This window comes from Burkholderia sp. COPS (genome assembly GCF_019425585.1).
Lineage (GTDB): Bacteria > Pseudomonadota > Gammaproteobacteria > Burkholderiales > Burkholderiaceae > Burkholderia > Burkholderia cepacia.
The window spans coordinates 1-15003 of the sequence record NZ_WIXR01000007.1; the positions used below are offsets into that span (position 1 = coordinate 1).

The window sequence follows — 15003 nt, forward strand, 5'->3', positions numbered from 1 at the left end:
GCAAGACCGGTGGCACGCAGGTCGAGTTCATGCGCGTGACGCTGCAGGAGGTGCTCGTCACGTCCGCGCAGGTCGCGGGGATCGATCCGGGCGACGTCGCCGACCGGCTGATGATGCACTACGGCTTCCAGGCCGCGAAGGTGAAGAAGCAGTACTGGCAGCAGAACGACAACGGCGGCAAGGGCGCGGAGGTGACCGTCGGCTGGAACATCAAGGAAAACACCGAGATGTGACGGCGCGGAGACGACCATGGACGACCCGCGAACCCGCGACGGCCGGGAGGGCAACCTGCGCGACCGGCTACAGCCCGCGCTGCNNACTGCGCGATCTCGCGTGGCTGCTCAACACGCGCAACGCCGAGGACGGTTTCGTCGACTGGCCGGCGTTCGCGCACGCGCAGGCGTCGGTGCTCAACTACGGGATGCGGCCGCTCGTCGGCAAGCCGATGTCGGGCGTCGAGCGGATGTCGGTCGAGGCGTCGATCCGCGACGCGATCGTCCGCTTCGAGCCGCGCATCGCGCCCGACAGCGTCGAAGTCCGCAGCGTGATCGACGCAGCCGGCGGCCACGCCGGCGAGCGGCGCCACAACGTGTTGCTGTTCGAGATTCGCGGCACGCTGTGGTCGATCCCGCATCCGCTCGAATTCGTGCTGCGCTCCGACCTCGATCTCGAGACGGGCGCGATGTCGCTGCAATCCGTGGCGGGGGCCTGACGCGATGGATACGCGCCTGCTCGACTACTACAACCGCGAACTCGCGTACCTGCGCGAGCTCGGCGGCGAATTCGCGCAGCAGTTCCCGAAAGTGGCCGCGCGGCTGCGGCTCAACGAATCGGGGCCGCCCGACCCGTACGTCGAGCGGCTGCTCGAAGGCTTCAGCTTTCTCACCGCGCGCGTGCAGCTCAAGATGGATGCCGAGTTTCCGCGCTTCACGCAGGCGCTGCTCGATGCCGTGTATCCCGGCTATATCGCGCCGCTGCCTTCGATGGCGATCGTGCGGTTCGCGCCGATGCTGAACGAAGGCAGCCTTGCGCAAGGCTGGCGGCTGCCGGCCGGCACCGCGTTGCGCGCGCGTCCTGCCGCGTCCGAGCAGACCGCATGCGAATTCCGCACCGCGCACGACCTGACGCTGTGGCCGCTCGAACTGACCGATGCGACCGTCACCGGTGCGCCGTCGTGGCTGCCGCGTGGCGCCTTCGCCGCGCGACAGGACGTGCGCGGCGCGCTGCGCATCCGGCTGAAGGCGCGCGGCGGAGCCAGACTCTCCCAGTTGCCGCTCGACCGGTTGACGTTCCATCTCGCGGGCCCCGAGCGCGACGCGCTGCACCTGCTCGAACTGATCGCCGCCCATGCGCTCGGCGTCGTGTGCCACGACCCGGCGCAGCCGCCGCGCTGGCTGCATACGCTCGATGCCGACGCGATCGTCCACGAGGGTTTCGATCCCGCGCAGGCGATCCTGCCCGACGACGGCCGCAGCTTCCACGGCTACCGGCTGCTGCGCGAGTATTTTGCGTTTCCGGCGCGTTTCCTGTTCTTCAGCATCGGCGGGCTGCGTGCCGCGCTCGCACGCGCGACCGGCGACGAGTTCGAACTGACCGTGCTGTTCGACCGCCACGATGCGGCGCTCGAAGCGGCCGTCAGCGCGCGCCATCTCGCGCTGAACTGCACGCCGGCCGTGAACCTGTTCGCGCGCCGCGCCGATCGCATCCAGTTGCAGCCGGGAGCGCGCGAACACCATGTCGTCGTCGATCGCAGCCGGCCGCTCGACTACGAGGTCTATGCGGTGCAGCGCCTCGCGAGCGAGCAGCGCGACGACGGCCAGTCGCGCGAATTCCGGCCGTTTCACGCGTCGTTCGCCAGCGACGACGGCAACCACGGTGCGTACTACACGGTGCGGCGCGAACCGCGGCTCGTCTCCGCCCAGGCGCGCGCGAACGGCACGCGCACCGGCTACGTCGGCAGCGAGACCTACGTGTCGCTCGTCGACAGCCAGTGCGCGCCATACGACGAGACGATGCGCTACCTGGCGGCCGACACGCTGTGCACCAACCGCGACCTCGTGCTGCTGCAGCCGCCCGGCGACGCGAACACGTTCACGCTGCGCGTGTCGGCCCCGGTCGACAGCATCGTCGCGATCCGCGGCCCGTCGCGGCCGCGCCCGCCGATCGCCGATGCGCAAACCGCGTGGCGGCTGATCCGCCATCTCGGGCTGGCGCGCCACACGCTGACCGATCTCGACGACGACGAGGGCGCGCATGCGCTGCGCGAACTGCTCGGCCTGCATGCCGACCCGGCCGATGCCGCGATGCGCCGGCAGATCGACGGCGTGCTGCGCGTGGCGTTCTCGCCGGTGTTCCGCCGGCTGCCGGCGTCCGGCCCCCTGATGTTCGGGCGTGGCGTGCAGGTCGACGTGACCGTCGACGACCATGCGTTCTCCGGCGAGAGCCCGTTCCTGCTCGGCGCGGTGCTCGAACAGTTCTTCGCGCGCCACGTGTCGATCAACGCGTTCGCCGAATGCGTGCTGACCAGCGCGCAGCGCGGCACGCTCGCGCACTGGCCGGCGCGTGTCGGCAGGCGGCCCGCGATATGAAGCGCGACATGTCTCCGCGTGCCGGAACGGCCACCGAAGCCGCACGCCGCGACGCGTGGTGGGCGCGCCTGCGTGCCGCGCCGCACGGTTACGACCTGTTCCAGGCGCTGCGCTGGCTCGATGCGCTGTCGCCCGGCCGCGCGCCGCTCGGCCATGCCGTGCGGCCGCGCGACGAGCCGGTGCGGCTCGGGCAGCGACCGTCGCTCGCGTTCGCGGCGTCGATGCTCGCCGGCGTGTCCGACGACGGCACCGTGCCGCCGCGCATTGCGATTCACGGATTCGGGCTGTTCGGCCCGAACGGGCCGCTGCCGACGCACCTGACCGAATACGCGCACGAACGCGCCGCGCAGCACGACGACCCGACGTTTGCTGCGTTCGCCGACCTGTTTCATCACCGGCTGATCCTGCTGTTCTACCGCGCGTGGGCCGACGCGCAGCCGACGGTGAGCCTCGATCGCCCGGAACGCGCACGCTTCGACGGTTATGTCGCGAGCCTGATCGGGCGCGCGGCACAGGGCGACAAACCGGCCGCGCAAGCCAACGCCGATACCGACACGCTCGCGCCGCATGCGCGTTATTTCCATGCCGGCCATCTCGTCCGGCACACGCGCAACCCGGAAGGGCTCGTGCAGATCCTGCGCCGGCATTTCGGTGTCGAGGCCCGCATCGTCGAGCACGTGCCGCAGTGGGTTGCGATCGAGCGGTCGCAGCGCTGCACGATCCGCGCGACGCGGCCGACGTTGCGGCTGGGCGCCGTCGCGCTCGGCATCGCGGTGCGCGACGCGCAGTCGCGCTTCCGGATCGTGCTCGGCCCGCTGTCGCTCGACGCGTACCGCCGCTTCCTGCCGGGCGGCCCGCATGCCCGGCAGCTTGCGCACTGGGTGCGCGAATACGTCGGCATCGAGTTCGACTGGGACGTGCAGCTCGAACTGGCTGCCGACGCGGTGCCGGCGATCGCGCTCGGCGCGCCGCAGGGCATCGGCCGCACCGCTTGGCTCGGGCAGCGGCTCGAACCGGGCCCCGCGCGTGACCTCGTCGTCCGCTACGACGTGCGGCGCGGCGGCGTACCCCTTCATCGCGAAACCGCCTAAACGGGAACCGTCATGTCCGATATCGGCCGCGCCAACCTGTTCGGAAAACTGAATCCGTTCCTCTACGAGACGCTCGAGCAGGCGACCGGCTTCTGCCGGTTGCGCGGCAACCCGTACGTCGAGCTCGCGCACTGGTTCAAGCAGATGCTGCAGCGGCTCGACGGCGACCTGCAGCGCGTGCTGCGCCACTTCGCGATCGACGACGCCGCGATCGATCGCGGGCTCGTCGCCGCACTCGACAAGCTGCCGCGCGGCGCGGGCTCGGTGTCGGATCTGTCCGTGCATATCGACGACGCCGTCGAACGCGCGTGGGTGTACGCGACGCTGAAGTACGACGCGACGCGCATTCGCGGCGCGGTGCTGCTGCTCGCGATCCTGAAGACGCCGCAGTTGCGCAACGTGCTGCTGGCGATCACGCGCGAATTCGAACGCGTCGTGCCGGACGTGCTCGCCGATGCGCTCGAATCGATCGTCGAAGGCTCGCCCGAGGCGCCGCCGGCCGGGCAAGCGGCGCCGGGCGACGGCACGGCGTTGCGCGGCGCGGCCGGCGCCGCGGATGGCCCGGCACTCGCGCGCTTCGCCGTCGACCTGACCGCCCGCGCGCGGGCCGGCGAGATCGACCCGGTCGTCGGGCGCGACGCCGAGATCCGCCAGATCGTCGACATCCTGCTGCGGCGCCGGCAGAACAACCCGCTGCTGGTCGGCGAGGCCGGCGTCGGCAAGACGGCCGTTGCGGAAGGTTTCGCGCTGCGGATCGCCGCCGGCGACGTACCGCCGTCGCTGCGCGACGTCGCGCTGTACCTGCTCGACATCGGGCTGCTGCAGGCCGGCGCGAGCGTGAAGGGCGAGTTCGAGAGCCGGCTGCGCGGCGTGATCGACGAGGCGATGTCGTCCGAGCGTCCGGCGATCCTGTTCATCGATGAAGTCCACACGCTCGTCGGCGCGGGCGGGGCGGCCGGCACCGGCGACGCCGCAAACCTGCTGAAACCCGCGCTCGCGCGCGGCCTGCTGCGCACGATCGGCGCGACCACGTGGTCCGAGTACAAGCAGTACATCGAGAAGGACCCGGCGCTGACGCGACGCTTCCAGCTCGTGCACGTTCACGAACCGGAAGAGGCCGCCGCGCTGACGATGCTGCGCGGCCTGGCCGGGAAGCTCGAGGCGCATCACCGCGTGCTCGTGCTCGACGACGCGCTGCAGGCCGCCGTCACGCTGTCGCACCGTTACATTCCCGCCCGCCAGTTGCCGGACAAGGCGATCAGCCTGCTCGACACGGCCTGCGCGCGCGTCGCCGTCAGCCAGCACGCGGTGCCCGCGCCGATCGAGGATGCGCGCCGCCGCATCGACAGCCTGCGCGTCGAACAGGAGCGGATCGGGCGCGAATGCGCGCTCGGCACCGGCGATACCGCGCGGCGCGATGCGATCGATCACGACATTGCCGCCGCCCGGACCGAACTCAACCGGCTCGACACGCGCTGGCAGACCGAACGCGACGCATTGACGGCGATCGTCGATGCCCGCGCGTTGCTGCTCGACGACGACCCGTCGCACGTGCTCGACGCCGACGCGCGCGTCGCCGCTCAAACCCGTCTGTCGGCCGCCCAGCAGGCGCTGGCCGAGCTGCAGGGCGATGCGCCGCTCGTGCTGCCCGCCGTCGACACGCACGCCGTGGCCGCCGTCGTCGCCGACTGGACCGGCATTCCGCTCGGCCGGATGGTGCGCGACGAAACGCAGGCCGTGCTGAAGCTCGCCGATACGCTCGGCGAACGCGTCGTCGGCCAGAAGCACGCGGTCGAACTGATCGCCGAGCGCATCCAGACCGCGCGCGCCAGGCTGGACGACCCGAAGAAGCCGCATGGCGTGTTCCTGCTGTGCGGGCCGTCCGGCGTCGGCAAGACCGAGACCGCGCTCGCGCTGGCCGACACGCTGTACGGCGGCGAACACAATGCGATCACCATCAACATGAGCGAGTTCCAGGAGGCGCATACCGTGTCGACGCTGAAGGGCGCGCCACCCGGCTATGTCGGCTACGGGCAGGGTGGCGTGCTCACCGAGGCCGTGCGACGGCGCCCGTACAGCGTCGTGCTGCTCGACGAGATCGAGAAAGCGCATCGCGACGTGCACGAGATTTTCTTCCAGGTGTTCGACAAGGGCTGGATGGAGGACGGCGAAGGGCGCGACATCGATTTCCGGCATACGGTGATCCTGCTGACGTCGAATGTCGGCGCCGAGCGCGTGATGCAGCTGTGCCGCGATCCCGAGCGCCTGCCCGATGTGCAGACGCTCGCCGATGCACTGCGCGCGCCGCTGCTCGACGTGTTTCCCGCCGCGCTGCTCGGCCGGCTGACCGTCGTGCCGTACTACCCGCTCACCGACGCGACGCTTGCGCGGATCGTCGCTCTGCAGTTGCGGCGGATCGAGCAACGGATCGACGCGCATCACGGCATCCGGCTGCGCTGCACCGACGCGGCGACCGCGCTGGTCGTCGAGCGCTGCCGGACGATCGAGTCCGGCGGCCGGATGGTCGACGCGATCCTCACGCATACCGTGATGCCGCGCATCGGCCGCGCGATCCTGCAGGCGACGCTCGAAGGCCGCACGCTGTCGTCGATCGAACTGAGCGCGGCCGACGGCGAATTCGCCTACCGGTTCGACGAGGAGGAAACGACTTGAATCGCGTATTCACACTCGACAGCCCGCACGGCGACGACCTCAAGTTCCATACGCTCGACGGCAGCGACGAACTCGGCCGGCTGTTCGAATTCCGGATCGAGGCGCTCGCCGACAGTCACAGCCTGTCGCTGAAGGACATGCTCGGGAAACCCGTGACGGTCCGGATCGAACAGCAGGACCTGTCGACGCGCTACCTGAACGGTATCGTTGCGCGCGCATCGCTCGCCGGGCGACGCGCCGAGCGGTACTACGGCTACGAGCTGATCGTGCGGCCCTGGTTGTGGCTCGCGACGCGCCGCTCCGATTGCCGGATCTTCCAGAACAAGACGGTGCCGGAGATCGTGCAGGAGGTCCTGTCGACGTACGGCTTTCCGATCGAGAATCACCTCGCGGAAACGTACGTGCCGCGCGAGTACTGCGTGCAATACAACGAGACCGACGCCGCGTTCGTGTCGCGGCTGATGGAGTTCGAGGGGATCTACTTCTGGTTTCGGCATGCCGAGGACACGCATACACTGATGCTCGGCGACGCGATGTCGTCGCACACCGGGCTACCCGGCTACGAAACGATTCCGTACATCGCGCGCGACCGCACCGCGATCGCCGACGAGGAGCACATCGACGGCTGGCTGCCCGCGCAGGAAGTGAGCGTCGGCCGGCACCAGACCACCGACTACGACTATACGAAGCCACGGGCCGATCTTTCGTCGCAGAAGGTCGATCCGCGTGGGCACGATCACGACAGCTTCGCGTCGTTCGAGTGGCCGGGCGGTTATCGCGACGATGCGCCAGGCGCGCATTACAGCCGCGTGCGGCTCGAGGAGCAGCAGGCTGAGCATGAGCGGGCGAGTGCCGATACCGATGTGCGCGGTGCTGCGCCGGGTTACCTGTTCACGTTGGCGCATTGTCCGCGTGCGGACCAGAACCGCGAATACCTGATCGTGCGGTGCCAGTACCGCTTCCAGGAGAACGCGTATGCGAGCGACCAGGGCGCGGAGGCTGTCGTGCATCAGACGATGATGCTCGTGCAACCGTCGAGCCTGCCTTACCGATCGCCGCGCGATACGCCGCGGCCACGAACCAACGGGCCGCAGACGGCCACCGTGGTCGGGCCGCCGGGGGAGGAAATCTGGACCGATCAGTACGGGCGCGTGAAGCTGCAATTCCGCTGGGATCGGTATGGGCAAAGCAATCAGGATTCGTCGTGCTGGGTGCGGGTGTCGAGTCCTTGGGCGGGTGGTGGATTCGGGGGTGTGCAGATTCCGCGGGTGGGCGACGAGGTCGTCGTGGATTTCCTGAACGGCGATCCGGATGAGCCGATCGTGACCGGGCGGGTTTACAACGGCGAAAAGATGCCGCCGTGGGGGCTGCCCGGGAGCGCGACGCAGAGCGGGTTGCTGTCGCGCTCGTCACCGGGCGGGACGACCGAGCATGCGAATGCGTTCCGGTTCGAGGACAAGAAGGGCGCCGAGCAGCTGTGGATGCACGCGGAACGGAATTTCGATGCGGAGACGGAGCTCGATCATTCGCTTTCCGTCGGGAACAACCATACGCATACGGTCGGAAACGACGAGACGATGCAGGTGAAGAACAACCGGCAACGGAGCGTGGGGCAGAACGAGACGGTGAACATCGGGCAGAACCGGGTCGCGCAGATCGGGGCGAATGAGACGCATGGGGTCGTCGGCAACCGGACGCGGACGGTCGGACAGAACGAAACCGTGACGATTGCCGCGAATCGGGACGCGACCATCGGAGGCGTGCATACCGAGACGGTCGCGAAGGGCAAGACCGAAACGATCGGCGAAGCCAAGACGCTGAACGTCGGGCAGATGTATCAGACGACGTCGCAGGACATGAAGACGCTGGTTGCGTCGGCGCATACAGAAGAGATCGGCACGCGCACTTCGACGATTGCGAAGGCGCATACGCACACGGTCGGCGGTGAGCACACCGTCAACGTCGGTGCGAACCACACGACGAACGTGCAACATCAGGTGCTCGTCAACGCAGGCGATCAGCTTGCGCTCGTCTGCGGGATGTCGAGCATCGTGATGAAAAGCGACGGCACCATCACGATCCAGGGCGTCAACGTCGCATCGACCGGTACGAACACCCACAGCGTGAACGGCAAGACGGTGACATCGTCAGCGACTGCGGAGCACACGGTCGAAGGTGCCGTCCTGAAACTGAATCCGTGACGGAGGCCCGCACGAATGCAGAACTGGCAGCCGACCAATCCGGTGGAGCGCAGGTTCATGGATGCGCATGCGGACTGGATGAGTTTCGCGAACGACAAAGCCGCGAGGTTGATGGTCTGGCATACGGATGAAGCGGACGCACCGCTGGTACAGCTGTATTTTCAGGCGCAGGAAGACACGTCGTGCGCGGTGCGAACGATGCGTACTGCATTCTCGAACGAGTCCGACTACGCACAGGCGCTGACCGACGAACTGATTGCCTTCTACGACAGCCGCCGCGACGCGTCCGGTGCTCAGGGGATACGCGCCGACTGGCAGCCTCCATTCTTCGACGGCACCGATCCGGTGCGATATCTGCTAACGGTAGCCGACAGTCTCATCGAGCATCATCCGGATGTGTTCCCCGCGCTGATTTTCGTCTTCGAACCGTCGCGCATGCGTGACGAAGGAGGGTGGGTGCGTTGGATCGATCGTCTGATTTCGACTGTCGCGGCATCTCCTTCGCTCGGCGAGCGTCTGCGCTTTGTCGTGCTCCGAATCAATATCGAGCCGTTTGCGTCACTGGTTAAACATCATCAGACGCTCGTCAGTATCGTGCACGGCCGATATTCAATGGCCCGCGTGCCGCGCGAGTTGCTTGCCGAATCGGGCGAACGCGGCGCAAGCGGCGAGTTCCGACGGCTGTTCATCACGATGAGCGAGACCATCGAAAACGGTGATCCCGCCCGCCTCGAGGAACTCCGCGCAGCGGCGCTGAAGGTAGCCGAGCGCGAGAAGTGGTTCGACCAGTGCGTCGTCGTGCACCTGATCGCCGGCGCGGCCTATTTGAAATGGCACGATCGCGAGCATGCAATCGCTGCGTACCGGAATGCCATCGGTAGCGGCATGCAGGCGATCGAGGCAGGCCACCCTGCAGGGCACAAACTCGTCGCGAACGGCCTGTTCGGCGAGGCGAGCGTCCATCTTGCGCACCGGGATCACGCGCGGGCCGCCTACTGCTACGAGCGGGCGGCGACTTCGACGATCGCCGCGCACGATGCACTGATGACCGTCGAGGCGTGGCGCATGAGTGCCGTGTGCTGGGAGCGGGCAGGGGAGCGCGAACACGCACTGGAATCCGGCTTCAACGCCCTCGATGCCGGATTGATGCTCGACGATGCGATGCGCGTCAACAGCAACCTGCAACTCGTCGTCGACTGGATGGTGTCGCAGGTCGGCGCATTCGACCGGCGCAGGGCCGAACTCAGAGAAAAAGTCGCTGCGTTACGCAGCGACCGGTGACCGGAGACGTCAATGGGATTGCCCGCGGTCAAACATCTCGACCCGGTCGTCGGCGTCGACTTGCATTCGGTGCTGGTCGCGCCGAGTCCGACGCCCGTGTTCCTGCCGCATCCCCATATCGGCTTCATGCTGGACCTGCGCGAGTATGTGAACGCCGCGCTGGGTGTCATCGGTGCAATCGCCTTCACGGTTATCGAGGAAAAGGCGATCGAGTACCTCGAAGACCATCCGGATGACGCGAAGAAAGTCGACGAAGCGGTCACCTCAGCTTCCAGTGAAGCCAAAAAGCTGGCAAGCGACCCGCTTATCGCACAAGCCCTGAAGGGCGCATCAATGGCCGCCGACATCGCGAACGCGGCGGGTGCCGGTATCGGGATGGGGAGCATCGCCGGCCGACCGATCTTTGTGAACGGGATGCTGCGAGCGACAGCGGGCACGCACGCGTTTCATCTGCCGTCGCTGCATTTTCCACTCGGTGATTCGTTCGCACCGCCCGACCCGGATCCGTCGAACGACGCGGAAGCGTACATGGGCAGTAAAACCGTGCTCGCGAACAACGACCCGTTCGCGTTCCTCGCGCTGCCGGCGATGAGTTGCTGGGCGGTCGGGCTGGAGCCGCCGGCGCACAACGGCGCGCATACGAAGCGCGAGCACCTGTCTCTACCGACGTCGTTCATGCTACCGATTCCGACCGGCCGTCCCGTGCTAGTAGGCGGGCCGCCGATCATCAACATGGCGGCGCTGGCAAAGGGGCTATTCAAGGCGTTTCGGGGATCGAAATACGCAAAGTCGCTGGCAGACAAGTTGCATCTGAAGCCGGGTTTTCTCAAGTGCAAGGTGCTGCATGCAGAGCCTGTCGATGCAACGACAGGCGAGGTAGTTGTCCGACACGAAGATTTCACGGTCGCCGGACGATTGCCTTTAACCTGGGTTCGCCGCTATGTCAGCGGCAGTACCTATCTCGGCGTGGCCGGCGTCGGCTGGCAAACGCCGGCCGATATTCGTGTCGAATGGATCGTACATGACGGTGTGATCGGGATCATCGCCTGCTTCCCTGACCACACCACGGCCTTCGACTCGATACCGGACGATGCTGGATGGCCCGCACGCGTTCGAGACTGGCAGTACGGTCATGCGCTGTATCGTTGCGGTGAGTTTCTGACGCTCAGGACCCGCGCCGGCATTGAATATGCCTATCGGATTCCCAGCGGCGCGCCATGGCCCACAAGCGAACGCGCAGGGACATTACTTATACAGCGCATTTCGGATCCATCCGGCAACGCGTGGGCGTTCGTGCGAAACCCCGAAGGGCAGCCGATACGGATAGTCGAGTGGCAAGGCGACGTATTGACGGGGCGCAGGATCGAGTGCCACATGAATGAAAATAGCGAGGTAAATCGCGAATGCCGCGTGAACCGGTTTTCGGCGATGACATTGATCGACATCGACGGATGTCCCCATCCGCTGGTGAGTTACGAATACGATCGCGTCGGGAATCTCGTCGTTGCGCTCGACGCAATGGGGCATGCACGTCGTTTTGAGTATATCGACGAGCACATGATGACGTGTCACACGAACGCACTCGGAGCCTCGTTCCACTACAGCTACCGTCGACATCATGACGGCAAATGGCGGGTCGATCACGCGTGGGGAAGAAGCGGTTTGTTCGATTATCGGTTTGACTACGACGTCCGGCGGGGCGAAACACGCATCACCAATTCGCTCGGACACGTATCGATCATGCAGATCAACTCTCGCGGCATGCCGATCTCCATCATTGATCCGCTTGGTGGCGTATCGACGTATCGATACGATGAGCGCGGGCGAACATGTGCCGAAATCGATCCAGCGGGACGTACATACAGATGGGAATATGACGAGGAGGCGAACCTGATTGCCGAATATCGGCCGGATGGCAGCGTTACCCGGGTCTCGCTTGATGACCAGCGACGACCGTCAATCGTTACGCTGCCCGACGGTCGCGAGTGGCATTTTGAATGGGACGCACGCGGCAACCTGATCACTCAACAAACACCTGCGCGAGCGATATACAGATTCGAATACGATCGCAACGGTCAACTCATATCGAGCGTCGGGCCCGGCAATGCCATTTCGACGTTCGCCTACGACCGCGACGGGAACCTGGCCGAGATTGTCGACGCGGGTGGATCGCGCGTCAGGTACGACTACGATGCCCGTGGAAACACGATACGTGTCGATGATGCAACGGGACGTAGCCACCGCTACGAGTATGATCGCGCCGGTAATCTGAAACATGCGTTTGCCCCGGACGGTCGAGAAATTCACTGCGACTACGATGCCGATGACAATCTGATCGGATACCGCGATCAAACTGGCAGCCTGTTTTCGGCTCGCTATTCGGATATCGGTCAGATCATCGCTCGTACCGCGCCGGATGGATCGATCGTCGAGTATCGCTACGACACCGAAGGGCAGGTGATCGGGATCGTCAACGAGAAAGGCGAGTGCTATGCACTGGTACGAGACGCGAATGGCCGGATAGTCAGGGCCACCGACTACCACGGCAACGTGCGGACCTACGAGTACGATCCTGCTGGCCGATTGCTGGCCACGACGAATGGCACGGGCCAGTCGATCGTCTACGAGGCGGATATCCTGGGACGGATCGTTCGGCGTCGTGTTTCAGATCCACGACAGCCCGGCGGCGTTCGCATCGAGACATTCGAATACGATCGCGGTGACAACCTGGTTTCAGCGAGCAATCCTGATGGCCGTGTCGAGCGACGATATGACGATTCAGGGCGGCTCGTGGAAGAGCGGCAGGGCGACAACTTCACGATTGCGTGGTCGTACGACGCAACTCGCGCGCCGATCGAGCGTGTCACCAAAATGACGGTCGGTGGCGAGACGCTGGTCCGCACGGTCCGCTACGCCTATCGTTCTCCGGAATTACTCGAATCGATTCAAGTTGACGACGGCTCCCCGATCATGCTGGAGCGCGACGCTAACGGCAACGTTTTCCGCGAGCGACTGAATGCCCATCTCGCGCGTGAATTCAGTTGGACACCAAACGGGCGGTTGACCGCACAAAAGATGATGCGCGGGAGTCGCATGCTGTTTGGCAGTGAATACCTGTATGACGACCACGGTGAGCCATCCGCAAAGCACGACTCCTGGTCAGAGGCCGAGCACTACGAATACGATTCCTTCGGGCGTTTGATCGGGCATGGCAACACTGCAGGTGTACGGCGCCAGTTCAAGTACGATCCGACCGGCAACCTCACAATGGCATCAGGACAGGCCAGGCAGCATCATGAAGAATCTTCGATTATGCAAAGTATCCTCCATTCCATGCGAGTCATACGGGAGGGGAATGGATGGCGCGCATTCGATCACGCCGGACATGTATGTGCCAAAAGGTACGATCACAACGAACTGACTCTGAGATGGGATGCGACGAGTCAGTTAGTCGATACGTCTACCAAACGTCACCGGACGGGCAAATACGGTTCGACGGATTTCACTGTCGACGTCGATACGCGCTATGGCTATGACGTCTTCGGCCGCCGAGTGAGGAAAATAACGACGACTCGATCGGCCAGCCCGCCGTACGCGGTCGCATCGACCGAGAGCACGACGACTACGACAACGCATTTCTTCTGGGACGGCGACGTGCTTGTGGGCGAGCACGTGGTGACCGGTGAACGAAATGGCGGACCATCGACGCGTACGCTCGCCTTGCTTCGAGGTAGGGTGCAAGAGTGGATTCATTATCCCGGGACATTCAGGCCATTGACTTGCATTTCACGCTCGTTCGAGATCGAAGAGAATGCCGGCTCGGAGGCAGCCGGTACGGTTCGTCTGGGCGATGCGACCGTCGGATGGTTCTATCTGGATCCCAACGGTTTGCCCGCACGGATGATCGACAACGATGGCGCCGTGACGTGGGAAGGACGATTCGATCCGTGGGGTGCTGAAAAAACGCCAGAGGAAACAACACGTTCGCACCAGCCCTTGCGATTGCAGGGGCAATACCATGACGATGAAACCGGGCTTCACTACAACCGGCATCGATACTATGACCCAACGTCCGGGGCGTTCATGTGTGCGGATCCAATCGGCTTGCGCGGTGGCAACAATCTATATGCGTATGCACTCAACCCGTTGGCATGGATCGATCCCACCGGGCTGATACGGTACATCGGTATCACATCGTTCGGTCAGGGTGCGACTGACTGGCTGCATGACGTATGGAACAGCGGCGAGGATGGACGCAAGGCAATTCTGAATCCCAACAGGAACTTCGGCGGATTTATCCCGGACAGCGGTCACCCGGAGCAATACGCCTTCAATATTCCGAAGGCCAAGAACAAGGTCGGCATCGATATACATACGGAAGAAGTAATTGCGGGAGGAGATGGCGTCACGGCCTTGCCGTCCGGATTACTCATAACGGAAAGAATGCCGTGTGACGAGCGATGCCGGCCGAATGTCGAGCAATCTGCGGTTCATACGGTCCATCATTTGCAGCATCGAGGTTTCTTTCCGGCAGACAAGAATCTTGAACGCGTATCGATCCGCCTCATGGCGGTCTTCAACATGGATCTTCCGAGCGTGCTCAAGGCATTCAGACACAAGAATGGCTGGAGTTGTCCGGAAATCGCTCCATGAAGCGACGGGTCTGCAGATCTCAAGTACGAAATGGCTGATGACATGCCGGTGCGTTCGGATAATTGATTTTACATAACGTGAAGAAGGGTCGCTAACTAAAGCTGGCGTTACACCTGCGGGACCAAAGCCCCACAAGCGTTAGCGGGTAGCGCCAGCCACCGAAAACCCTGTAGACCCTTGGAAAAAACTTCCAAGGCATGAACCCAAATTGCCTTCGTGCGATCGTCTCGCGAGCTTTCAGCATGCGCGGCGGCGATCACTTCGAACGGATCAATACCGATGATTTCGGCGACGCGGATCGCCGTCTTTTCATCGAAAACGGAACGGCCGGTACGGTAGCCGCTGATGGTAGAGCGGGTGACGCCAAGCGCCTTGGCGGCCGCATAGTCGGACGGAAGGTCTAGCCGCGCCTTCACGGCGTCGAGCCATTCGACAGTCGTTTTCATAGAAAACCCCTTTGAAATCAATTCAACCCGGTGTCAAGGTTAGTTGAACGCTCGACCTTCTGCAACGTTC

At 64.6% G+C, this 15003-nt stretch carries 8 protein-coding genes and 1 pseudogene; 8 read left to right on the forward strand and 1 reads right to left on the reverse strand.

The features are described from left to right. The 8 genes and pseudogenes from FOZ70_RS04770 to FOZ70_RS04805 all read left to right on the forward strand — a co-directional run. Positions 1-233 (forward strand): annotated as a pseudogene (locus FOZ70_RS04770) (type VI secretion system tube protein Hcp); the annotation flags it as partial. Further along, on the forward strand, positions 230-712 hold the full coding sequence (locus FOZ70_RS04775; protein ID WP_346656387.1) for a GPW/gp25 family protein: 483 nt from the start codon (positions 230-232) through the stop codon (positions 710-712). The pseudogene FOZ70_RS04770 and the gene FOZ70_RS04775, both read left to right, overlap by 4 nt. Before the next feature lie 4 nt (positions 713-716). Next, the gene (tssF, locus tag FOZ70_RS04780) at positions 717-2588 is read left to right on the forward strand and encodes a type VI secretion system baseplate subunit TssF (RefSeq protein ID WP_219705025.1); all 1872 of its coding nucleotides are present in this window, start codon (positions 717-719) and stop codon (positions 2586-2588) included. Then, positions 2585-3679 carry a type VI secretion system baseplate subunit TssG gene (gene tssG / locus FOZ70_RS04785; RefSeq protein ID WP_060052970.1) on the forward strand — a complete coding sequence of 365 codons (1095 nt, stop codon included), beginning with the start codon at positions 2585-2587 and terminating at the stop codon, positions 3677-3679. The genes tssF and tssG overlap by 4 nt, the downstream gene beginning before the upstream one ends. A 12-nt stretch (positions 3680-3691) precedes the next feature. Beyond that, positions 3692-6352 carry a type VI secretion system ATPase TssH gene (tssH, locus tag FOZ70_RS04790; RefSeq protein WP_219705026.1) on the forward strand — a complete coding sequence of 887 codons (2661 nt, stop codon included), beginning with the start codon at positions 3692-3694 and terminating at the stop codon, positions 6350-6352. Beyond that, entirely contained in the window at positions 6349-8553 is a 2205-nt protein-coding gene (tssI, locus tag FOZ70_RS04795; protein ID WP_219705027.1) for a type VI secretion system tip protein VgrG, read from the forward strand. Before tssH ends, tssI begins: the two co-directional genes overlap by 4 nt. A gap of 15 nt (positions 8554-8568) precedes the next feature. Beyond that, positions 8569-9834 (forward strand): hypothetical protein, encoded by a 1266-nt coding sequence (locus tag FOZ70_RS04800; protein WP_175888748.1) that lies wholly within the window; start codon positions 8569-8571, stop codon positions 9832-9834. Between the two features lie 12 nt (positions 9835-9846). Continuing rightward, a complete protein-coding gene (locus FOZ70_RS04805; protein ID WP_219705028.1) occupies positions 9847-14487 on the forward strand; it encodes an RHS repeat-associated core domain-containing protein in 4641 nt (1546 codons plus the stop codon). Positions 14488-14594: 107 nt separating this feature from the next. On the opposite strand, the gene FOZ70_RS04810 is transcribed toward FOZ70_RS04805, so the two are convergent. Next, positions 14595-14933 carry a DUF3693 domain-containing protein gene (locus FOZ70_RS04810; protein ID WP_219705029.1) on the reverse strand — a complete coding sequence of 113 codons (339 nt, stop codon included), beginning with the start codon at positions 14931-14933 and terminating at the stop codon, positions 14595-14597. Positions 14934-15003 lie beyond the last annotated feature (70 nt).